The 22,900-nt window shown below is 43.3% G+C and carries 17 protein-coding genes and 2 pseudogenes; 13 read left to right on the forward strand and 6 right to left on the reverse strand.

Annotated elements, in window-relative coordinates; translation table 11 throughout:
• Window positions 1-5: 5 nt before the first annotated feature.
• The 4 genes and pseudogenes from OA57_RS06750 (at window position 6) to OA57_RS06765 (ending at window position 5,391) form a co-directional block, all read left to right on the forward strand.
• On the forward strand, window positions 6-1,478 hold the full coding sequence (locus tag OA57_RS06750; protein ID WP_034615284.1) for a GntT/GntP/DsdX family permease: 1,473 nt from the start codon (window positions 6-8) through the stop codon (window positions 1,476-1,478).
• 60 nt (window positions 1,479-1,538) lie between these two features.
• Window positions 1,539-2,906 (forward strand): annotated as a pseudogene (locus OA57_RS12965) (alpha/beta hydrolase-fold protein).
• Window positions 2,907-2,924: 18 nt separating this feature from the next.
• Window positions 2,925-3,614: a cyclase family protein gene (locus tag OA57_RS06760; RefSeq protein WP_034615287.1), complete on the forward strand. Its 690-nt coding sequence runs from the start codon at window positions 2,925-2,927 to the stop codon at window positions 3,612-3,614.
• Window positions 3,604-5,391: an alpha/beta hydrolase gene (locus tag OA57_RS06765; protein WP_034615290.1), complete on the forward strand. Its 1,788-nt coding sequence runs from the start codon at window positions 3,604-3,606 to the stop codon at window positions 5,389-5,391. Before OA57_RS06760 ends, OA57_RS06765 begins: the two co-directional genes overlap by 11 nt.
• Before the next feature lie 48 nt (window positions 5,392-5,439).
• Here the strand turns inward: OA57_RS06765 and OA57_RS06770 are convergent, their stop codons facing one another.
• Entirely contained in the window at window positions 5,440-5,970 is a 531-nt protein-coding gene (locus OA57_RS06770) for a gluconokinase (RefSeq protein ID WP_034615293.1), read from the reverse strand.
• Window positions 5,971-6,241: 271 nt separating this feature from the next.
• On the opposite strand from OA57_RS06770, the gene idnD reads away from it, so the two are divergent.
• The 6 genes from idnD (at window position 6,242) to hemN (ending at window position 12,000) form a co-directional block, all read left to right on the forward strand.
• Complete coding sequence (gene idnD, locus OA57_RS06775; RefSeq protein ID WP_034615296.1) at window positions 6,242-7,279, forward strand: L-idonate 5-dehydrogenase; 1,038 nt, start codon at window positions 6,242-6,244, stop codon at window positions 7,277-7,279.
• Between the two features lie 22 nt (window positions 7,280-7,301).
• Window positions 7,302-8,069 carry a gluconate 5-dehydrogenase gene (gene idnO, locus OA57_RS06780; RefSeq protein WP_034615299.1) on the forward strand — a complete coding sequence of 256 codons (768 nt, stop codon included), beginning with the start codon at window positions 7,302-7,304 and terminating at the stop codon, window positions 8,067-8,069.
• A gap of 22 nt (window positions 8,070-8,091) precedes the next feature.
• Complete coding sequence (locus OA57_RS06785) at window positions 8,092-9,441, forward strand: GntP family permease (protein WP_034615301.1); 1,350 nt, start codon at window positions 8,092-8,094, stop codon at window positions 9,439-9,441.
• A 152-nt stretch (window positions 9,442-9,593) separates the two neighbouring features.
• Entirely contained in the window at window positions 9,594-10,178 is a 585-nt protein-coding gene (gene yihI, locus OA57_RS06790; protein WP_034615304.1) for a Der GTPase-activating protein YihI, read from the forward strand.
• A 3-nt stretch (window positions 10,179-10,181) separates the two neighbouring features.
• Window positions 10,182-10,640, forward strand: a complete 459-nt coding sequence (locus tag OA57_RS06795) for a DUF2489 domain-containing protein (RefSeq protein WP_034615307.1) — start codon at window positions 10,182-10,184, stop codon at window positions 10,638-10,640.
• Window positions 10,633-12,000, forward strand: coding sequence for an oxygen-independent coproporphyrinogen III oxidase (hemN, locus tag OA57_RS06800; protein WP_034615310.1), 1,368 nt, complete (start codon window positions 10,633-10,635; stop codon window positions 11,998-12,000). Before OA57_RS06795 ends, hemN begins: the two co-directional genes overlap by 8 nt.
• Window positions 12,001-12,047: 47 nt before the next feature.
• Here hemN and carB read toward each other — a convergent pair whose 3' ends face one another.
• From carB to carA, 3 genes are read right to left on the reverse strand one after another with little or no spacing between them, the layout of a single operon-like run.
• Window positions 12,048-15,242, reverse strand: coding sequence for a carbamoyl-phosphate synthase large subunit (carB, locus tag OA57_RS06805; protein WP_034615313.1), 3,195 nt, complete (start codon window positions 15,240-15,242; stop codon window positions 12,048-12,050).
• A gap of 46 nt (window positions 15,243-15,288) precedes the next feature.
• Window positions 15,289-16,179 (reverse strand): PhzF family phenazine biosynthesis protein, encoded by an 891-nt coding sequence (locus tag OA57_RS06810; RefSeq protein ID WP_034615316.1) that lies wholly within the window; start codon window positions 16,177-16,179, stop codon window positions 15,289-15,291.
• 8 nt (window positions 16,180-16,187) lie between these two features.
• The gene (carA, locus tag OA57_RS06815) at window positions 16,188-17,339 is read right to left on the reverse strand and encodes a glutamine-hydrolyzing carbamoyl-phosphate synthase small subunit (protein WP_034615318.1); all 1,152 of its coding nucleotides are present in this window, start codon (window positions 17,337-17,339) and stop codon (window positions 16,188-16,190) included.
• Between the two features lie 384 nt (window positions 17,340-17,723).
• Here carA and OA57_RS06820 point away from each other — a divergent pair, with 384 nt between their 5' ends.
• Together OA57_RS06820 and OA57_RS06825 are read left to right on the forward strand one after the other, a co-directional pair.
• Entirely contained in the window at window positions 17,724-18,434 is a 711-nt protein-coding gene (locus OA57_RS06820) for an MlaA family lipoprotein (RefSeq protein ID WP_235424652.1), read from the forward strand.
• A gap of 35 nt (window positions 18,435-18,469) precedes the next feature.
• Window positions 18,470-18,964: a YfbU family protein gene (locus tag OA57_RS06825; protein ID WP_034615324.1), complete on the forward strand. Its 495-nt coding sequence runs from the start codon at window positions 18,470-18,472 to the stop codon at window positions 18,962-18,964.
• A gap of 245 nt (window positions 18,965-19,209) precedes the next feature.
• On the opposite strand, the gene OA57_RS12250 is transcribed toward OA57_RS06825, so the two are convergent.
• Both OA57_RS12250 and OA57_RS12915 read right to left on the reverse strand, forming a co-directional pair.
• Window positions 19,210-20,220: a Gfo/Idh/MocA family protein gene (locus tag OA57_RS12250; RefSeq protein ID WP_052122406.1), complete on the reverse strand. Its 1,011-nt coding sequence runs from the start codon at window positions 20,218-20,220 to the stop codon at window positions 19,210-19,212.
• 1 nt (window position 20,221) lies between these two features.
• Window positions 20,222-21,124: pseudogene (locus OA57_RS12915) on the reverse strand (DMT family transporter).
• Window positions 21,125-21,574: 450 nt separating this feature from the next.
• Between OA57_RS12915 and rlmD the strand changes: the two are divergent.
• Entirely contained in the window at window positions 21,575-22,894 is a 1,320-nt protein-coding gene (gene rlmD / locus OA57_RS06840; RefSeq protein WP_034615326.1) for a 23S rRNA (uracil(1939)-C(5))-methyltransferase RlmD, read from the forward strand.
• The last annotated feature ends 6 nt before the right edge of the window (window positions 22,895-22,900 follow it).

The raw sequence follows: 22,900 nt of genomic DNA on the forward strand, positions 1-22,900 counted from the left end.
ACCCAATGTTCGGATTACCGATTCCCATTATTGGTCTCATTGTTGCTGTTGTTGTCTTGGTTTATTTAGTATTGAGAACCCGTGTCCACGCTTTTATTGCTATGTTAATCGCCTCAGCCATTGCCGGAATTGTCGGCGGATTAAATGCGACTGAAACACTGGCTGTCATTTCCAAGGGATTTGGCGGCACACTCGGCAGTATCGGGATTGTTATCGGACTCGGGGTGATGATGGGCAGTATCCTTGAAGTATCAGGCGCTGCCGAGAAAATGGCGTACAGCTTCATTAAATTTTTAGGCAAGAAAAAAGAAGAATGGGCATTGGCAATCACCGGCTATGTGGTCAGTATTCCTATTTTTGTTGATTCCGCTTTCGTCATTCTCTACCCCGTCGCCAAAGCATTGGCTAAAAACGGTAAACGTTCGCTGCTCACACTGGGGGTCGCACTGGCCGGTGGTTTGGTAGTTACCCACCATACCGTGCCGCCGACACCAGGGCCGTTAGGTGTTGCCGGGTTGTTCGGCGTTGATATTGGTGCGATGTTGTTGGTAGGGATGGCACTGGCAATTCCTGCTGTTATCGGGATTGTCCTTTATGCCAAATGGCTAGATAAAAAATATCCGACCTTTAACCAAGAAGTCTTTACGCAAGAAGAACTGAAAGAAAAATTTGATAATTATATTGAAAGCAGAGAAAAGAAAAACCTACCGGGCTTAGGAATTTCTATGCTGCCAATCGCACTGCCAATTGTGCTTATCTTCATCAAAGCAATTGTTGATCTGATGGCGAAACAGCAACAATTTGCTTGGATTCTGGATTCAACCATTTACCAGCTGATAGCCTTCGTCGGGAGCCCGATTATTGCATTGGCGATCAGTGTATTGGTTTCGATTTATGCCTTATTGCCGAACGCAGATAAAAATACGACCGCACTTCACTTGGAAGAAGGGGTAAAAACGGCAGGGATTATCTTACTAGTCACCGGTGCCGGCGGTGCGTTAGGCGCGGTATTACGCGACAGCGGCGCAGGTCAACAGCTAGCGGAGCAAGTCGCAAATTTACCGATTTCACCGATTCTGATTCCGTTTATCGTCTCTACTTTGGTACGTTTTATCCAAGGATCCGGGACTGTCGCCATGATTACCGCAGCTTCAATTTCCGCACCGATTTTAATGGAGATTCCCGGTGTTAATATGTTACTCGCCGCACAAGCCGCCACGATGGGCTCACTCTTCTTCGGTTACTTCAATGATAGTCTTTTCTGGGTGGTTAACCGTATGATGGGTATCAACGATGTGAAGAAACAAATGATTGTCTGGTCAATCCCGACAACGATTGCTTGGGCAATCGGTGGCAGCGGCGTGGTTCTGGCCAATTTGGTTTGGGGGCAAGACGGATCGATTCTTGATTTAATCTTCCCACTCGGCATACTGGCGATTATCCTTGTCTATGTTCAAACACAAAACCGAAAACTTTAATTTTTCGACGCAACGGGCAAGCATGATTGCCCGTTTTTATTCCGTACAAAAGGGGCTGTTATGTTTAGAACGATTTTTATCGTGTTATTTTCCCTGTTTTCTTCCTCACCCATATTAGCGGAAAATACCAATACCGCACTTTCGGATCAACCATTACAGCCTCAATCGATTCATGCCGCCCTGCTGACTGAAGTGACCGCCAAAGGGCAAAAAATCGCAGCCGTCGCATTGGAATATGAAGATAATCTGTTGAGTGGTGATGAACTGCAAGATCTGTATCAAATCGACGTATTTTTAGATGATACCCCCCTAGGCAAGCGCCAAATTCTAAAAGCATACAGTATGGATAGTGCCGTATTATCTTCTCTCCCCAAATCCGGTAAATATATTGTTCTTGAACTCAATAAACAAGATGAAAACGCCGATTTATATTCATTAAAAACGGAAAATAACGAACCGATGTCATTTCGTGCGAGAAATGAAGAAAATGCATTGATTACCAGAGAAATTGTACAAAGTAACCGTGTTCCCGAATACTATAAAGTGCGGTTACAATATGTCATACAGCAAAAAGGGATGATTAAACTCAGCAACGGTAAAACTATCGCCCCGAATAAGATTCATATAAGTGCAGAACCGAATAACCTAAAAAACTCCATTATTGATCAATTCCAAGCCAATCAAGTTCACTTAACCAATCCGCAAAATACGCTGCATTACCAACTTTATAAGCCACAACAAAGTGCGGTTCGCAAGCAATACCCCCTGACAATTTTTTTGCATGGTTCAGGACAACTCGGTACTGATAATATTGCCCAGTTGTCGTCCAGCAAAGGCGCTATCTCAACCCTAAAATATGAGGACGGTTTTGTATTAGCACCGCAATATGCCAGTGTATTTGACCCTTTTGATGATACTACCAAAGGGCAATAAGGCGGCGTTCATTGGCAAACTGAAAATCGCCGTAAACTACTATTAGCCATGATAGATAAAACAATTCAAGAAAATCCCGAAATTGATACAAGCCGTATTTATATTGTTGGACTTTCCAGAGGGGCGGAAGGCGGACTATATTTATTACTCGATCGTCCTGATTTCTTTGCTGCTGCGCTACTGATGAGCGGCAGAGAAGCTTACACAATAGAATGGCTCGATGGTAATGCAACGAAAGAAAATCTTGCTCCGGTAAACAAAACACCTATTTGGTTTTTCCACAGCAAAGAAGATAAAGTTTCTCCTGTTGCAGGCTCACGTATTAACTATCAAATAATTGCTGAACAACTTAAAAATCCATATGTTAAATATACTGAATTCAGTTTCAATCAACTCGGTGACAACGGTATTCTCAATAATAATCCACATAATACTTGGGATGCGGTATTTAACAGTCCGGAGGCTATTTCTTGGCTTTTACGGCAAAAACGTTAATTCAAAAAGGAATCAATCATGCAATATCAATTACTCTCTTACCCGCTAGACATCAAAGATCCCGGTTTTCCCGGCGAACCAACGTTAAGTATTGAAAACTGCACCGACACAGATAAAGGAGATGCCTATAATAGTTCAAAAATTCATTTATTTAATCATTTCGGAACTCATTTCGATGCACCCAATCATTTTAATCCACAAGGAAAAACTATCTCAGAATTACCACTAGAACAATTTATTTATGAAAAACCTTTATTGTTAGATATACCAAAAAATGAAACTGATTTAATCGAACCTGATGATATATCTCCGTTTTTGAGCGAAATTCAGCAGGCTGATTGCTTGATTATCCGCACAGGACTAGAAAAAGTACGATACTCAAATCCACAAAATTATGCAGCAAAAGGGTGTGCCGTCAGTATTTCTGCGGCACAATATTTGATTGATCATGCGCCAAACTTAAAAGCAATAGGCTTTGATTTTATTTCGTTAGCCTCTCCATCCAATCCAGAGCACGGCATAAAAGCTCATCAAATTATGTTAGGTATGTCCAATGAAAATTTTATTTGTATTATTGAAGATATGAAGTTGGCTCATATTGATCAATATCGCTTGAATAAAATTTTTGCCTTACCACTGTTAGTCAAAGGTATAGACAGTTCTCAAGTAACGGTTTTAGCCGAAATAGGAGAAAAGGATAAAAAATAAATATTATATTTGGTCCGCTATTTTTGCCATACTAACCTTTATCGGCGCTTATATAGCGTCACAAATTGAACGTGATTTTGGAAAAATTGATGTTTCTACCGTGCATATTATGACGGAAGAAATGAAGCCTATGGTTGCAAAATTATATCGTCCAATAACAGCAACCAAAGACAATCCGGCTGCTGGTTTACTAGCATTACACGGATATCAAAGTGACAAAGAAGCTACTAGCACCTTTGGTGCACTAGAATTGGCTAAACGGGGATTTGTTGTATTAGCCATTGATCAGTTTGGCCATGGTTATTCAACCGCACTTCCTGCCTCTAATAAAAACATGAGTGGCTCCAATAACGGTTATCAATATCTGAAATCACTTCCCTTTGTCGATAAAAATTCGTTAGGTCTTTTCGGACATTCTACCGGTGCATTAAATGCTATTCGCGTTGCCAAAATGAATCCTGATCATAAAGCGATTAATGGTTTGAGTAGCAATGGTGGTGACCCAGAATTACATAATTATCTTTTAACACAAGGATTATATGAAGAAATTGGCGGCTATCGCGAGCGAACTTTTCCAGTAAAAAATCTTATACACAACAAAAATCGATTAACTGCCTTTTCACTTCCGGAAAATGAAACATTGCAATGGTCACATACTTATGGTGATTTTCAAGACGGCAGCGCTAGACGTGCGGATTTAGTCAACGGCACTCACTTAGGCGTGATGATTTCTTCTGAGAGTAATCGTCAAGTAATTGAATGGTTTAATACAGCCTTGCAAAATAATGATAAAACATACTGGTTTGATCCTACGGAGCAAACCTATTGGTATAAAGAATTTTCCGGTTTATTTTCCCTATTTTCCGCTTTAATTTCAGCATTATTTTTAGCTGCCGCATTATTAAATAAAGTCTATTTCCAAGAGGTTTCACAAACAGTAATTGAAACCATGGTTATTAGTAAGAAAAATTGGTGGACTTTTGCATTGTTAAATATTGTTATGACACTATTTTTATATCCGCTACTGACTCAATGGGGCGGAGCAAATGAGCCGATAGCTAGTGTATTACCGTTTATGCCGCTGGAAATGGGAAATGGAATTATTACTTGGATAGCAATGAGTGCCGTAGTCAACCTAATCTTCTTTTTAGTTTGGAAAAAATCAGTCCATATCAATCTTTCCGTACTAGGCGTATCAAATTCTCACCCGACAACCTTTACAGTTATTTTTCGGTTCCTGTTGTTAAGTGTATTTTTAATCGGTTGGTTATATTTGATTGCCGCTATCTGTCATTGGTACTGGGGAGTTGAACTACGTTTTCTATGGCCATTCTTAAAGCCGCTTACTCCGGAAAGAGCAGTATTATTTTTAATTTACTGGTTACCAATTCTTGCTTTCTTCATGGTTTATAACGGCTTAATTCTTAATATCCAAATGAAGCAAAAACTATACCGTACGTTTATTTCCACCTTATTAATATGGACGATAAAAACAATCTTTGTCGCTATGGGTGGTTTAGCTGTTTTATGGCTATTTCACTTTATTCCAAACTTTATGCAGATAGGTCCCGGCTTTGATCTCATCGGTTTGCCACAATTTGGCGGACGCTGGATGATGATGCTTGCTGTTATTATTCCACAATTTGTTGTATTGCTGTTTATTAATAATTGGTGTTATTTAAAAACTGGATATATTTATCTCGGGGTATTCTTCACTTCATTGTTAATGACTTGGATACTTGTCGGCGGACAAGTTATTGGCAGATTTTTAGCTTGATATAACCCAAAGCGATAAATGCCGAATATCCCGATTTGGCATTTTCCATTATAATAATGGCTTCAAAGCCTGTTCGCAACGTGCAACAACTTCCTCAAACAAACCATCAATATTAATATGAATCACATCATTTTCATCAACTTGGGGAACTTCTAGTGTCTCAAACTGGCTTTTTAGCATTTCCGCTTTCATATAATGTCCTTTGCGCTGCTTCATACGCTCTAATACCAGGTCAAAACTGCCTTCCAAAAATAGAAATCTGACGTGTTCGTTTCCATCACGGATCAAATCACGATACTGTTTTTTCAATGCCGAACAAACAATAATTCCTATCTCACTTTTTTGTTCTAAGCTAAATGCCGCATCACGGATTCTTTCTAGCCACGGTGCACGATCATCATCATTCAGCGGCTGCCCCGCCCCCATTTTAATGATGTTTGCGCGCGGGTGCAGATCATCGCCGTCAATCAGTTTTATCCCCAAACGTTGCGCAAGTGCGGTACCGATCGAGGTTTTTCCTGTGCTGGAAACGCCCATCAAAATAAAACTTTTCCCTTTTTTTACTGCTGCCGATGCCATAAGCGACTCCTTGAATCTATTTTTGATCTTTATTTTTTAACATACCTTAAATCAGGTTAAATAGTTACCTGTAACAGTTAATATAGTGATATTCGTCACAAATTTATTTTGTGATAAACACATCCAATCATAGATGAATGGTGATTATTTGAACTGGATCGCAAAATACATAAATTTCTGAACTTTTGACTTTACCCTTCACCCCTAACAAGATATGTTATCGGTAACTTAATTGAGTATTTGAGAATACATTCATTTAAAGGAGACAAGAATGGAATTAGAAACATTATCTTGTGTAGTACAAGGAAAAAAAGAAGTTAATGTTGTATCACAAAAAATACAGTTCATCGATGACTCAGATACTACATTGGTACAAATAACGCGAGGCAGTATTTGCGGCTCAGATTTGCACTACTATCAACACGGCAAGGTGGGTAATTTTGAGATTAAACATCCCATGATTTTAGGCCATGAAGTGATTGGTAAAATTATCAAAAGTAATTCTCCAGTATTGCAGCCAGGTCAAAAAGTTGCCATCAATCCGAGTAAACCTTGTTTAATATGCAAATATTGCCTGAATGGTGATACTAATCAATGTGAACAAATGCGTTTCTTTGGAAGTGCAATGTATCATCCTCATGTTGACGGTGCATTTACCCAATTTAAAGTTGTCGATACCAACCAATGCATTCCTTACTCAGAATCCTTAGATGATGATGTGATGGTATTCGCCGAACCTTTAGCTGTCGCTATTCATGCAGGAAAGCAGGGAGGTGACCTATTTGGTAAGCGTGTGTTTATTTCCGGTGTTGGGCCGATTGGCTGCCTTATCATTGCTGCTGTAAAAGCTTTAGGTGCCAAAGAGATTATCTGTACCGATATTAGCCGGCGCTGTCTGGATCTTGCACAACAAATGGGCGCTACAAAAACGTTATTGGCACACGATAACTTTTCTGATTATTTAGTACACAAAGGCGAATTTGACGTTTCGTTTGAGGTTTCCGGTCATCCTTCATCAATAGAACGCTGTCTTGAGGTAACCAAAGCCAGAGGGAGAATCGTACAAGTCGGGATGGGCGGAAATGTCCCCAATTTCCCAATAATGACACTGATCGCAAAAGAAATCAATCTAGTCGGTTCCTTCCGTTTTGTTGAAGAATTCAATACTGCCGTTGAGTGGTTAAGTAAGAAAATTGTCGACCCGCGCCCCCTTTTATCAGCCAAATTTCGATTCCAAGAATTAAAACCGGCCCTAGAAACTGCCGGCAATAAACATGAAATCTCCAAAGTACAACTTGTTTTTGAATAAGCGGCATTAAAGGATAAATAAAATGAGTGAATTATTTTCATTAAACAATAAACGGGTATTGATCACAGGGTCAACTCGTGGCATAGGTCTACTATTAGCGCAAGGACTGGCAGAACATGGAGCCGAAATCATTATCCACGGCACCAAACAGCGCGTTGCAGAAGAGATCGCGCAGCAACTGACTGAAAAAACAAGAGCAAAAACCCATGCAGTGGCGTTTGATGTCACTGATTCGCAAGCAGTGCGTGACGCTATTGAACAGATTGAAAATAACATCGGTTCGATTAATGTGCTGATAAACAATGCAGGAATTCAGCGCCGCCACCCTTTTTGTGAATTTCCGGAACAGGAGTTTGATGACATTATCAGTGTCAACCAAAAAGCCGTATTTATTATTTCACAGGCGGTTGCTAAATACATGGTGCTCCGTCAAAGCGGGAAAATCATCAATATTGGCTCAATGCAAAGTGAATTGGGTCGAGATACCATCACACCTTATGCCGCTTCTAAAGGCGCGGTTAAAATGCTGACCCGTGGAATGTGTGTTGAACTGGCACGTTACAATATTCAAGTCAACGGGATTGCACCAGGTTATTTTAAAACTGAATTAACCAAACCGTTAGTAGAAAATAAAGAATTTAGCGATTGGTTATGTAAACGTACTCCGGCAGCACGCTGGGGCAATCCGGAAGAATTAATCGGTGCCGCCATATTTTTAGCGTCAAAAGCCTCTGATTTCGTCAATGGTCACCTACTATTTGTAGATGGCGGAATGTTAGCTGCTGTTTAATATTAGTTAAGGAACTCAAATTATGTTAATTTTTACCATGCTCGCAGCAATCCTGTTATTGCTGATCCTGATTATAAAATTCAAAGTTCATGCGTTTGTCGCCTTGATTATCGTCAGTCTGTTGACCGCACTTGCGACCGGTATTCCGGTGGATAAAATTCTGCCGACCATGCTGGGCGGATTTGGCGGTACATTGGCTTCGGTTGCATTACTGGTCGGCTTGGGAGCAATGATCGGGCGCTTACTGGAAATCACCGGCGGCGCCAAAGTGCTGGCCGACACACTGATCAATAAATTCGGCGAAAAGAAAGCACCGCTGGCATTGGGCGTCGCCTCATTGCTGTTCGGCTTTCCAATTTTCTTTGATGCCGGTTTGGTGGTAATGCTGCCGATCATTTTCAGTGTCGCCAAACAATTCGGCGGCTCGTTGTTCCGTTATGCATTTCCTGCCGCCGGTGCTTTCGCGGTAATGCACGCCTTTCTGCCGCCACATCCGGGTCCGGTTGCTTCCGGAGATTTATTGGGTGCCAATATGGGCTTGCTGGTCTTAGTCGGCTTAATTTGCGCCATGCCGACTTGGTATATCGCTGCCTATCTTTACGGTACGTTTTTAGGTAAAAAAATGCATCTGGATTTACCAAAAGCCTTTCTGAACGCCAATGTGATCAGCGATACCGCCGCACAAAATCCGCCGAGTTTCAAAAAAGTACTGCTGATTCTGTTATTACCACTTTTCCTTATTATGCTGGATACGGTGCTAAATACCTTGAGCGTCACAAAAGTAGTGGACGGTGCCGAATTATGGGTGCAAACCCTACGCTTTCTGGGTAAAACCCCGATTGCATTACTCATCACACTGATCGCCTCCATTATCCTGTTAAAAGGACAACGCAGCTACGAACAAATTGAAAAAATTTGTGATAATGCCTTGGGACCGATCTGTGCCATCGTGTTGGTAACCGGTGCCGGCGGTATGTTCGGCGGGGTATTGCGTGCCAGCGGTATCGGCGATGTATTGGCGGAAATGCTGTCCGATACCGGCATGCCGGTGATCGTAGCCGCCTTTATTATCTCGCTGGCATTGCGGGTTGCGCAAGGCTCGGCAACCGTTGCCCTGACCACCGCGTCGGCATTGATTGCCCCGACAGTCGCCGCAACCACCGGCTTAAGTGCATTCGATCTCTGTTTTATCGTGATCGCAATTGCCTCCGGTGCAACCGCATTTTCACATGTCAACGACTCCGGCTTCTGGTTGGTCAGCCGCTTTTTGGAAATGGACACCAAAACTACGCTGAAAACCTGGACGGTGATGGAAACGCTAATCGGATTTGTCGGTTTCGGTATCGCTGCAATCGGTAGCATTTTACTCTAATCTCCCTTAAACTCTCTGCAACTTAACCGCACTTTGGCATATAAAAGTGCGGTTTTGCCATTCGGTCGGTTTAATTCCGTGTGAAAATTCGGCTTGAGTGGTACAATTCGGCTTTAATGTTGAAGAATTGACAGACACGAACAGAGAACGATATGGCTCGCCAAAAGAAAACGCGCAAAATCAGCGATATTATGCCGGCTCGCAAAGCCGATACCAAACCTGCGGCGGCGCAGGTGAAAACCAAAAAAGGCCGTAAACCGACCCGCTATGAACTGGACGCCTTGGCGCGCGAAGAAAAACGCAAAAAGAAACGAAAAGGGCTTGATGCCGGCTCACGCCACAGTGCGGCAGATAATGACACTCGCAAGCAAAGTGCGGTACAAAACGACCCTCGTGTCGGCAGTCGCAAGAAAATCCCATTAATCATCGAAATGGTGAATAAGCCGGAAAAAGGGAAAGTGATTACGCCGCTTAGGTCGGAAACCGCCGAGCCGAAAAAGTTGGATCCGACGTTGGAACTGGAACGGCTGGAAAACAACGAATGTCTGAACGACTTGCTGGATCAGCTTGATGAGGGCAAAACACTTTCTGCCGATGATCAAAAATTCGTTGACGAATGTTTGGTGCGAATCGAACAACTGATGCAAGAATTGGGATTGACCGAAGAAGAAGACGAAAACAGTGAAGATGCGCTGTACCGCACTTTCAACACCATTGATATTAATAAATTTCGTTAAGCGATGAACTGGACGACCTTTTTGATACTTGCCGCAATTGCCGTTATTGTGGGGCTGGCAAGCTATGCCGCTTGGTTATTGTTGGCACTGCGCAGACAGAAACAAAAAATTACCGCCGCACGGCAAAAAAGACAGGATTTCACCTACGACAGCGTACAAATTATCGCCAAAGCGATGCTGAACGGGGATTGTAATCTCTCTGAAGGGGTGATTCGCTTGAATGCCTTATTGCCGGGACTGACGCCGGGAGCGATGGATAACTACCCCGCCATGCAGCAACTCTATCATGTGGTGATGGATATGCCGACCCATGAAGCACGCCGTGCCTTGCCGAAAAATCAGCGTATGCGGTTGGATTTAACCCGTGAAAGCCGTGAAGTCGAACTGGACGCCAAAATCAAATTGGAACTGCGCCGACTGTTGAGTGATATTGAGATAAAAAACAGGAAACAAGATGTCTGAAATTGAGTGGGATCTCACGTTAATCCAAAAATACAATCAGTCCGGGCCACGCTACACCTCGTATCCGACCGCACTTGAGTTTAATGACGCTTACAGCGAACAGGACTTTCTACAGGCCGCTCGGCGATACCCGAATCGCCCGCTATCGCTGTATGTGCATATCCCGTTTTGCCACAAGCTCTGCTATTTTTGTGCCTGTAATAAAATTATCACTCGCCACCAGCACAAAGCGGATATTTATTTGGATTATCTGGAAAAGGAAATCAAAGCACGCGCCGAACTGTTTACCCAACGCACGGTTACGCAAATCCATTGGGGCGGCGGCACACCAACCTATTTGAGCGAAGCGCAATCCACCCGCTTAATGCAGATGCTGCGAGATCATTTCCATATTTCAGACCAAGCGGAAATCAGCATTGAAATGGATCCGCGTGAAATCGAATTGTCGATGCTGGATCACCTGCGCAAAATCGGTTTTAACCGTATCAGTATGGGGATTCAGGATTTCAACAAAGATGTGCAGGCCGCGATTAATCGAATTCAGGACGAAGCGTTTATTTTTTCCCTGATGAAAAAAGCGCGCGAGCTGGGCTTCACATCAACCAATATTGATTTGATTTACGGTCTGCCGTACCAAACCGTAGACAGCTTTATGGCGACCTTGCAACGGGTCAGCGAGTTGAATCCGGATCGCATGAGCGTGTTTAACTATGCGCATCTGCCGTCACGTTTTGCCGGACAGCATAAAATCAAAGATGACACGCTGCCGCCGGCAAACAGCAAACTGACTATTCTGCAAAAAACCATTGAAACCCTGACTGGCGCCGGCTACCGCTTTATCGGCATGGATCACTTTGCCAAACCGGACGATGAATTGGCGATTGCACAGCAAAACGGCGTTTTGCACCGCAATTTTCAGGGCTACACCACCCAAGAAGAAGCCGATTTATTGGGATTAGGCGTTTCCGCCATTAGCCTGATGGGCGATCACTACGCCCAAAACCAAAAAGAACTGAAACAATACTATGCCGATGTGGAAGATCACGCCAATGCCCTGCACAAAGGGTTTGTCATGAGCGAGGAAGACTGCCTGCGCCGTGATGTGATCAAAGCCTTGATCTGTAATTTCCGCCTTGATTATGCGCCATTAGAGCAGCAATATCAGATTAATTTCAAACAGCATTTTGCTGAAGATTTAGAACTGTTAAAACCCTTGGCTGAAGACGGCTTGCTGACCATCGACGAAACCGCACTTGTCGTTTCCGCCAAAGGGCGCTTGCTCATTCGCAATATTTGCCTCTGTTTTGACACTTACTCGCGCCAACTGGCAAAACGGCAACAGTTTTCGCGGATTATTTAAACAAAAGAGCGGTTTTCAAAACCGCTCTTTTATTTTTCCGGCCTTAATTAATGCATCTCTTGCAGACGATAAACTTCGGTTCCGTTCAAGCTGTTTAAGCCTTGGCTGATCGCATCGGCGCCGGCAACGGTGGTATAAACCGGAATACGTTGCTGTAATGCGCTGCTGCGGATTGAGTGGCTGTCGGCAACTGATTCCGGCATACTGCCGACTGTGTTGATCACCATCGCAATTTCACCGTTTTTAATCGCATCGACGATATGCGGACGTCCTTCACGCACTTTATTCACAATCTGTACGCCGATGCCGTGTTCACGCAAGAATTTGGCGGTTCCCAGTGTAGAACACAACCCGTAGCCCAAGTCTTGTAACCGTTTGGCAATTTTTACCAATTTCGGTTTGTCGGCATTTTCCACTGACAGGAAGATTTTCCCCAGTTTCGGCAAACGTTCGCCGGCACCGATCTGCGCTTTCAGGAAGGCTTCGGAAAAGGTTTTGCCTACGCCCATCACTTCACCGGTCGAACGCATTTCAGGACCAAGAATCGTATCTACCCCCGGGAATTTGATAAACGGGAATACCGCTTCTTTCACCGAATACAGGTTTGGGATCACTTCTTCGGTTACGCCTTGCTGTTGCAGGCTGATCCCTGCCATCACCCGTGCGGCGATTTTTGCCAGCGGCACACCGGTAGCCTTACTCACGAACGGCACAGTACGCGAAGCGCGCGGATTGACTTCGAGTACATAAATCGTCTCTTTTTGCACTGCGAACTGCACGTTCATCAACCCGACCACTTTCAGCTCGAATGCCATGGCGGCGGTCTGGCGGCGAATCTCGTCCTGAATATCCACGCTCAACGAATATGGCGGCAGGGAACAAGCCGAATCGCCGCTGTGAATACCAGCCTGCTCGATATGCTGCATAATGCCGCCGATCACCACTTGTTCACCGTCACAGATACAATCCACATCAACTTCGATCGCATCATTCAAGAAGTGATCAAGCAGAATCGGGCTGTCGTCCGACACCCGCACCGCTTCACGCATATAGGTTTGCAGCTCTTCATCGTTATATACGATTTGCATTGCCCGCCCGCCCAACACATAAGACGGACGCACCACCAGCGGATAGCCCACTTCGTTTGCCAACGTTAGCGCTTCTTCACTGTTACGGGCGGTACGATTCGGCGGCTGTTTCAAATTCAATTTATGCAGAACCTGCTGAAAGCGTTCCCGATCTTCTGCCGCATCAATACTATCTGCTGAAGTACCGATAATATGCACACCATTTTCATGTAATGCATTCGCCAGTTTCAATGGTGTTTGTCCACCATAATGCACGATTACGCCGTACGGTTTTTCAATATGGATAATTTCCAGCACTTCTTCCAATGTCAACGGCTCAAAATACAAGCGATCGGAAGTATCAAAATCAGTGGAAACGGTTTCCGGATTACAGTTGACCATAATGGTTTCGAATCCGCTTTCACGCAATGCCAGTGCGGCATGTACACAGCAGTAATCAAACTCGATCCCTTGTCCGATTCGGTTCGGGCCGCCGCCCAAAATCATGATTTTTTTACGATCGGTAGGATTGGCTTCACACTCTTCTTCATAGCAAGAATAGAGATAGGCGGTATCCGAATTAAATTCTGCCGCACAGGTATCAACCCGCTTATACACAGGATGTAAATTCAATTGATGACGCAGATCACGCACTGCTTTCTCTGTGCTTTTCACCAATTGTGCGATCCGACGATCGGCAAACCCTTTGCGTTTCAGGCGGCGCAATTCGGCGTAATCCAAGTCTGCCAGCGTTTTCTTCTCCAACGCCAGCTCTTCTCCCACCAGATCACGAATTTGCACCAAGAACCACGGATCAATTTTGGAATAGTGATACACCTCTTCTAAACTCCAACCAATCCCGAACGCATCGGCAACATATAAAATCCGCTCCGGCCCCGGATTGGAAATTTCAGTCCGCAGCTTTTCCATATCTTCGGTTTTCAGATTAAAGCCGCAGATGCCGGTTTCCAAACCACGCAACGCTTTCTGGAGACTTTCTTGGAAGGTGCGCCCCATCGCCATCACTTCGCCGACCGATTTCATCTGTGTGGTCAAACGGTTATCGGCTTTCGGAAATTTCTCAAACGCAAAACGCGGCACTTTAGTGACCACATAGTCAATTGACGGTTCAAATGATGCCGGAATCAGCCCACCGGTAATATCATTGCGTAATTCATTTAAGGTGTAACCAACAGCCAGCTTTGCCGCCACTTTGGCGATCGGGAAGCCGGTTGCTTTTGATGCTAAGGCAGAAGAACGGCTGACACGTGGATTCATTTCAATCACAATCATTTCGCCGTTTTCCGGATTGATTGCGAACTGCACGTTAGAACCACCGGTATCCACACCGATTTCACGTAACACCGCCAATGAAGCATTACGCATAATTTGATATTCTTTATCAGTCAGAGTTTGTGCCGGCGCAACAGTAATTGAGTCGCCGGTATGTACGCCGATCGGATCGAAGTTTTCAATCGAGCAGATGATAATGCAGTTATCCGCTTTATCCCGCACCACTTCCATTTCATATTCTTTCCAGCCTAATACCGACTGTTCGATCAACAATTCGTGGGTCGGAGAGGCATCAAAACCACGTTCACAAATCGCATTAAATTCATCTTTGTTATACGCAATCCCACCACCGGACCCCCCCATCGTAAAAGAAGGACGGATTAACGTTGGGAATCCCACTTCTGCTTGGGCTTTCCATGCTTCTTCAACGCTATGACAAACAAAAGATTTCGGTGTATTCAAACCGATTTTAGTCATCGCATCTTTGAAACGCCCGCGATCTTCCGCTTTATCGATTGCATCTTCTTTCGCACCGATCAGTTCAACGTTATATTTTGCCAACACACCGTGTTTCGATAAATCCAAAGCGCAATTAAGTGCGGTCTGCCCGCCCATAGTCGGTAAAATCGCATCCGGATGCTCTTTTTCAATAATTTTTTCAACCGTTTGCCAGTGAATCGGCTCGATGTAAGTTACATCCGCCATATTCGGATCGGTCATAATAGTTGCTGGATTGGAATTGACCAGCACCACTTTATAACCTTCTTCACGCAACGCTTTACACGCCTGCGCACCCGAATAGTCAAACTCACACGCCTGCCCGATCACAATCGGACCGGCACCAATGATTAAAATCGTGTTTATATCCGTACGTTTTGGCATAAGCTTTCTCTTCCTGTCCTAACTCTGTTCTGTAAAAATCGTTTAGTTAAAGCGTTTGGTTTTGATTTGTTGATAACGGCAGAAAAAACTCGCCCTGCCCGACCAATATCACCTTGCCGCCTACATAAATTATTTGTTGTTGATCCACTTGCAGGCGTAATCGATTTGGTCGTCTGATTTCATCGCCTTGTGTGATGTTCCAGTCTAACGGTGTTCGCTGATTGGCAATTGCCCAACCGCCGAGATTGGCAGCGGCAGAGCCTGTACCCGGATCTTCCAATACCACCCCGTTCTGTCCGAAAAATAACCGCACTTTGGTCTTGCCGTTTTGTTCAAACCAAACATAAAGCTGTGCTTTTCCGCTTTTCGATAAAGCTTGTTGTAGGAAAAGTGCGGTATTAATACGACAAGCAGCAACCGCCTGTGCTGATGCCAGCTGAATCAACAACTGATCCGTGCCGGTATCCCCCCAAACGGGTCGTGAAGCAATATCGGTCGGCTGTAAGCCCAAAATGGCTGCCGCTTGCTCTGCTGTCAACGGTGCATTTTCAACTTCAACACCGTTATTCAATGCTAACGTGATCACCTCATGTTGATGCTGAATACGGACTTGCCCCGCCTCGGTTTGCAACCGATACGTATCCTCTAACTGCAATAAATTATGTAACACAAATGCAGCGCCGATTGTCGGATGTCCGGCAAACGGCATTTCATAATTCGGGGTGAAAATTTTGAGTTTTCTGACCGCACTTTGTTTGTTTGCAGCCGACTTGTCTACGGCTTGAATAAATACCGTTTCCGATAAATTAAACTGACGAGCAATCAACTGCATTTGCTGTTGGCTCAAGCCGTCCGCCTGCGGAAAAACCGCCAACGGATTGCCGCCGAAATGACTTTCGGCAAACACATTGACCAGTTGGTAGCTGTATCGCTGCATGGCACTCCCTACACCACAACTTGCGGCGTATGGGTGTGGCGCACCACTTCCATTTCATGTACGAATTTATCAAATAATTCAGCAACATCATGCGGTCCCGGACTGGCTTCCGGATGTCCTTGAAATGAAAACGCCGCTTGCGTGGTCAATTCAATACCCTGCACCGAGTTATCAAACAAAGAGCGGTGAGTAATTTTGACGTTGTCCGGCAAACTGGTTTCATCCACTTCAAATCCGTGATTTTGACTGGTGATATATACCTGTTCGGTGTCAAGATTTTGCACCGGATGATTAGCGCCATGGTGACCAAAGGTCATTTTTTTAGTTTTACCGCCAACGGCCAAGCCTAATAATTGGTGTCCTAAACATATACCGAAAATCGGTTTTTTGCTTTGCAATAACTGTTGAATGGCACTGACGGCATAATCGCATGGTTCCGGATCGCCGGGGCCGTTAGACAAGAAAATGCCGTCCGGATTGAGTGCCAGCACCTCTTGTGCCGATGTTTTTGCCGGAACTACCGTAATTTGGCAACCTCGCTCTGCCAGCATACGCAGAATGTTGTGTTTCACCCCGAAATCATAAGCAACCACATGATAACGCCCGTTGGCTTTATGGCTGAAGCCTTGCCCCAATTTCCATTCGCCCTGCTCCCAGCGATAAATTTTGTCGCAAGTCACTTCCTGTGCCAAATCTTTGCCTGCCATCGAACCGAAACTGTTCGCCAGTTTCAACGCTTTGGCTTCATCAATGTCGCCTGCCATAATACAGCCGGCTTGCGCACCTTTATCCCGCAAAATACGGGTTAAACGGCGGGTATCAATATCGGCAATCGCCACAATTTTATTTTGTACCAAATAATCGGACAAATTCTGTTCACTGCGAAAGTTACTGTGAATCAGCGGCAGATCACGGATAACCAAACCCGATGCATAAACCTTATCCGACTCGCAATCTTCCTTATTCACGCCGGTGTTGCCGATATGCGGATAGGTGAGGGTGACAATTTGTTTGGTGTAGGACGGATCGGTCAAAATTTCCTGATACCCCGTCATAGAGGTATTAAAAACCACTTCACCAATGGTATGGCCGTGATAACCAATTGAAGTGCCGTGGAAAATAGAGCCGTCAGCTAAGACTAGAATGGCTGGTTCAGACATGAATCTCTCCCGGGATAATCGTATTGTCTATTCAATCTTGGATAAATATCGGCGTTCGCCAATACGTTGCTCGTTACTCTATTCACGAAACCCATGTACGAATCGTATCTGAATTGTAGCAGAAATGAGCAAATTATTGTAATTGAGCCACCGATACAATTCAAGCTTATAATCGGTTCATTGTAATACAAGTGAAAAATAATGCAATATTATGCATAAAAATGCACTTTAGCACAACTTACCCCGCCTGAAAATAGCAACAAATAATGCTGTGCTTTGAAATGAAAATTGCTAAAATGAAAACGTTAACTTTAAAAACAGGACAGCAACATGAAAAAATCCATTTCCGCCACAACCCGACTCGGCAAATTGTGGCTTCCGCTGATGTTGGTAACCGCCATCAGCGCCTGCTCCAGTATTGATGAAACCACCGGACAACGTCAGGATCCGCTGGAAGGCTTCAACCGCACCATGTGGGATTTCAACTATAATGTAGCCGATCCGTATTTATTAAAACCGGTGGCGACCGGCTGGAAAGAGTATGTTCCGCAGCCTGCCAAAACCGCACTTGTCAACGCCGCCAACAATCTGGACGAACCGGCAAGCTTCGTCAATCGTCTGCTCGAAGGCGAATTCAACAAGGCGATGGTGCATTTCAACCGTTTCTGGATTAACTCGGTATTCGGGCTGGGCGGCTTAATGGACATCGCCAGTGCCAGCGAAGGCCTGCGCACCGACGGTTCACGCTCGTTCGGCGATATGCTCGGCAGCTACGGTGTCGGTACCGGTGCTTACGTGATGCTGCCGCTTTACGGCCCTGCAACGCCACGTCAGGATTTGGGCGGTCTGGTTGACCACACTTATCCGATGTTATCGCTGCTCGGTCCTTGGACACTACTGAAGAGCGGTATTCAAGCCGTCGATAAACGTGCCGATCTGCTCGGGCAAGATGCCATTTTGGAACAATCGCAAGACAGCTACCTGACCGTGCGTGAAGCCTATTTTCAAAATTTGGAATTCAGAGTCAACGACGGTAAGCAAAGCGGCAACATTCAGGAACAGCTGTCCGAAGACGATCTGAAAGACATTGATTAACGTTTACCCGTCCTGTTCAACAGAAGGAATATAATATGGAAATGACCCAAACCCAGCGCCTGATTCTGGTGAATCAATATGAATTAATGGCGTTACTCGACAAAGAAAATGCCGCCAAATACCACCGTTACCAAAGCATCATCAAAGGCGGATACAAGCTGGAATTAAAAGAATTATACAGCCAATTCAGCGATTTGAGCGAAGAGGAATGCAAAACCGTCATCAATACGTTGGAGATGTATCAGGCACTGCAAGTATCGTACAATAATCTGCACAATACCGAAGATTTAACCGCACATCGTCTGAAATTCCTCGGCTATTGCGGTATTCGTGAGAAAAAATATCTGAATTATCTGGGCTTTATTGCAGAAAACGATAAAAAATACCGTGAACTGATCCAATGCCCGAACGGCTGCGACGCACAAACACCGATGTGGGATAAATACAGCAAAATGCTGGATGTCTGGCACAAATGTCCGCGTCAGTTCCATTTGAGTATTGCCGAAATCAAACAAATCCTAAACGCCTGATTTAACTGAATTTTGATACCGCACTTTGCTTGCCGAAGTGCGGTATTTTTTCAAACGTATAACGCCATTATCAGGTCAAGATCGCACGTTCCCTCAAAATATGATCTAATAACGTTTTTATCAGCGAAAATAAAGGCGATATCATAGAGTTATTTCACTTTTTATCGTAAAGTGGCGTTATGGAGAGATAAAACCGCCTAAAATCATAAATATAGATTTGCATAGGCAGTCCATATGAAAAGTCACTAAAATTTAATTAAAATTCCATTATTTGACGAGGATTTTATACTTTCAATAACTTTAACTGATTCTATTGCTGTTTGTATATTTGATACAGGTTGTTTTCCTGTTTCAACACCTTCAATAAGGCTCAAAATAGCATCAACCATCCTTTCATTTGGAGTGTCGTTATGTTTTGAATAGACTAAATCTAAAGATTCATACTTACTACCTGATGAATTTTCACTACTTGAAAATGTATATAAATCATAAGATGAACCATTGTTGTATAATCTTATTCTTCCATTCTCACCTAGTATATCTATTTCAAACATATATTTCATTGGAGAAGAACCAGTGCCTTTAATGAACCCAACAGAATTAGATTTAAACTTTATCATCCCGGTTTCTCCGACATCAGAAATACCGTGAACATTTCTCACAAAATCATTTTGAACATCTCCAACAACATATTCAATCTCTGAATCAGAGAAATAAAGTAATAAATCTATTAAATGACTTGTACTAGTATGTAGAGCAGTTGCACCATAACCAACTAAAGAATAAATTTTTCCTATAGCATTGGAATCTAATAACTTCTTAATTTCTTGAATAAGATTATCCCAACGAAAAATATAATTAACTGCAATAATAACATTGTGCTTATCACATAAATCAACTATTTCCTTAGCCTCTTCTAGAGAATAAGAAATAGTCTTTTCACAGAAAATTACTTTCACTCCATTATTAGTACACTCTTTGATGATATCAAAATGTGTTTGAATAGGTGTACATATACTAACAATATCAAATTTATTAGTTTTCAGCATTTCTTTGTAATCTATATATCCATTCGGGATATCACACTCTTTTTGAATAGAATCTACCAAAGTTTTATTAATATCACATACTGATGATATTTTTACATTTTCAATACTTTTATATGCCTTGATATGGCTCCATATGATTTTTCTATTTGGATCTTTATCTATGCCATAAGCAATCAAACCTAACCCTATAACACCCACATTATACATACTAATCTCCATTGAATTTTTTCTTCAATGAAATAACACATCCTACAATAACCACTACAGCACCAAAACCTTGATAAATAGAAATGGTTTCACCTAAAGTAAAGTAACCAATAAAAGCTGTAGATAAGGGAACAGTTAATTGAATAATATTGAAAGCAACAACCCCTTGTTTTTGAACAATATAAAATGCAAATAACATTCCTGTTAGCATTCCATACATTCCTGCAAAGATTAATCCGATCATCAAGCCTGAGCTAACATCTTGTAATTAATAAATAACACCTGTATCACTTGCTAAAATCAGATAAACAAGACCAGCCAAAATGGCTGTAGATGCACTAATAACTATAGCATTTAATTTTTTTGATATCTTTTTAACAAAAAGATTTTGAATAGATTGAATAAATATCGCTGCCCCTAAAAAAATGATCCTGTTAGAAAATCATTACCACCACCAGATTTATTGCTATATATTACAAATATCAAAGAACCAATTATAGATAAGACACTACCAATATAAAAACTCTTCTGTTTTACTTTTTCCCTTTCATCTTGAAAAAAAAATCGCAGCCATAAAAACAGCTAAAGGCATGGACATAATACCAAAAACACTACCTGCTAAAGCTGAAGTATATTTAAGACCATTAATAAAAAAATACATATTCCCAATCATAAAAACAGCTAAAAAAATAAGATATAAAATGATCGAAGGTTCTCTTAGTAACTTAATCATTTCAGTTCTATATTTTAATATACAAATAAAAACGAATAACAATCCACCAGAGAGGAATCGAACAGCATTATTATTTAAAGTATCAAAATGAATACTCATATAACGCATAATAGGAAAACCAAAACCCATTAAAAAAACATAAGCGAACCTTATGAAATAATCATTACTCATATGATAAAACCCTATAACGAAGAAGTAAGTCTGATTCGTCAATTATAAGATGTTTGTATTTTTTCTCATAGAAAAAGGGCGAAGATTTTGATGTCTTCGCCCTTTTTCATGAATCTGTACTTGCGTTCTTTGCTAAGATGACAAGCCCTAGACAAGTTTCATCTCAGCAAAGGGTAGCTAGTAAATCAAGTAATTGAAAAACGTCCCTGCTACCAAAAAACCACAGGGCAAGATCGCACTTTCCCCCAAAATATGCTCTGCAAGCTAAAAATGGCGGGTTGGTCGGATGAATACCGGTCAGCCTTGATATTTGGGGTGAGTGATTGATTATTGTACAAAGTGCGCGCTTGCTCTGATGCCATTATAACTTATCACCATAGAGTATTTCGCTTTCCGCCGTTTCGCTTTTATAATAGCACTCCGATATCCACTAGCCGAACACAATCCGCCATGGCACTTTTTTATAACGAACACAAAAAAATCACGCAACCGAAAAAAATGGTGCTGACCATTGAAAGTCTCGATTATCAAGGCTTGGGAGTCGCCCGTTTCAACGGTAAAACCTGGTTTGTAGAAAATGCCCTGCCGCAGGAAAAAGTAGAAGTGCGGGTGCTGGAAGAGAAAAAGCAATACGGCCATGCGCTGACACAAAAAATTTTACAGCAATCCGAACAGCGCCTTACACCGCAGTGCGGTTATTATGCCGACTGCGGCGGCTGCCAAATGCAGCATATTCCGCTGTCGTTGCAACATCGGAGCAAGCAACAGGCGTTGCAACAGCGTTTAACCCGCCTGCAAAACCACATTGATTTTCAGCCGATGTTGACCGGCGATGAATGGAGCTACCGCCGTCGTTTGCGCCTGAGTATATTATTCGACAAAAAGCAGCGAACGCTGGCAGTCGGTTTGCGTCGGCGCCGCTCAAAAGCGATTGTCAATATTAACGCTTGCGCCGTTGCCGAACCGCACTTAAACCGCATTTTGACCGCACTTGCCCAATGGCTGCCGCAATGGCAAAACAAAGCGCAGCTCGGCCATATCGAACTGGTGGCTGCCGATAACGGAACGGCAATGCTGTTACGCCATCTGGGCGAGGTGCAGGCAGACGACAAAGTGCGGTTATTGCAATTCGCTGCCGAATATCAATTACTATTATTTGTCGCCGAACAAGAGAACCGGATTCAGCATTGGTATGGCGAATCACCTTACTATCAACTCGACAACGGACAAAAACTGGCATTTTCGATACGTGATTTTATTCAGGTCAACCGCACTTTGAACCAAAAAATGATCGACACCGCCCTTGACTGGCTCGATTTGAAACCGCAAGATCAAGTGCTGGATTTATTTTGCGGCATGGGAAACTTTACCTTGCCGCTGGCGTCAAAAGTAGCAAGTGCGGTCGGCATTGAAGGCGTGGCGGACATGGTTGCCCAAGCCAAACGGAATGCCGCCGCCAACCGCTGTGAAAATGCTGAATTTTATCAAACGGATTTAGACCGCACTTTTCGGGATCAGGCGTGGACAATGCGCCGCTTTAATAAAATCCTGCTTGATCCGCCACGCAGCGGCGCCCTGTTTGCGCTGCCGCATTTGTGCGAATTGCAGCCGGAGAAAATCCTGTATGTGTCTTGCAATCCGGCAACACTGGTGCGCGACAGCGAATACCTGTTGCAGCACGGTTATAAGATTGAAAAAAGTGCGGCAATCGATATGTTTCCGCACACAGCGCATTTGGAATCGATAACCCTGTTCGACAGGGTGTCATAAGGAAAA

The sequence above is a fragment of the Chelonobacter oris genome, assembly GCF_000772535.1.
Lineage (GTDB): Bacteria > Pseudomonadota > Gammaproteobacteria > Enterobacterales > Pasteurellaceae > Chelonobacter > Chelonobacter oris.

Bases quoted from the DNA above. Each gene is read 5' to 3' on its own strand.
- OA57_RS06750 (WP_034615284.1), top strand. From the start codon at position 6: ATGTTCGGATTACCGATTCCCATTATTGGTCTCATTGTTGCTGTTGTT.
- OA57_RS06760 (WP_034615287.1), top strand. From the start codon at position 2,925: ATGCAATATCAATTACTCTCTTACCCGCTAGACATCAAAGATCCCGGT.
- OA57_RS06770 (WP_034615293.1), bottom strand. From the start codon at position 5,970: ATGGCATCGGCAGCAGTAAAAAAAGGGAAAAGTTTTATTTTGATGGGC.
- idnD (WP_034615296.1), top strand. From the start codon at position 6,242: ATGGAATTAGAAACATTATCTTGTGTAGTACAAGGAAAAAAAGAAGTT.
- idnO (WP_034615299.1), top strand. From the start codon at position 7,302: ATGAGTGAATTATTTTCATTAAACAATAAACGGGTATTGATCACAGGG.
- OA57_RS06785 (WP_034615301.1), top strand. From the start codon at position 8,092: ATGTTAATTTTTACCATGCTCGCAGCAATCCTGTTATTGCTGATCCTG.
- yihI (WP_034615304.1), top strand. From the start codon at position 9,594: ATGGCTCGCCAAAAGAAAACGCGCAAAATCAGCGATATTATGCCGGCT.
- OA57_RS06795 (WP_034615307.1), top strand. From the start codon at position 10,182: ATGAACTGGACGACCTTTTTGATACTTGCCGCAATTGCCGTTATTGTG.
- hemN (WP_034615310.1), top strand. From the start codon at position 10,633: ATGTCTGAAATTGAGTGGGATCTCACGTTAATCCAAAAATACAATCAG.
- carB (WP_034615313.1), bottom strand. From the start codon at position 15,242: ATGCCAAAACGTACGGATATAAACACGATTTTAATCATTGGTGCCGGT.
- OA57_RS06810 (WP_034615316.1), bottom strand. From the start codon at position 16,179: ATGCAGCGATACAGCTACCAACTGGTCAATGTGTTTGCCGAAAGTCAT.
- carA (WP_034615318.1), bottom strand. From the start codon at position 17,339: ATGTCTGAACCAGCCATTCTAGTCTTAGCTGACGGCTCTATTTTCCAC.
- OA57_RS06820 (WP_235424652.1), top strand. From the start codon at position 17,724: ATGTTGGTAACCGCCATCAGCGCCTGCTCCAGTATTGATGAAACCACC.
- OA57_RS06825 (WP_034615324.1), top strand. From the start codon at position 18,470: ATGGAAATGACCCAAACCCAGCGCCTGATTCTGGTGAATCAATATGAA.
- OA57_RS12250 (WP_052122406.1), bottom strand. From the start codon at position 20,220: ATGTATAATGTGGGTGTTATAGGGTTAGGTTTGATTGCTTATGGCATA.
- rlmD (WP_034615326.1), top strand. From the start codon at position 21,575: ATGGCACTTTTTTATAACGAACACAAAAAAATCACGCAACCGAAAAAA.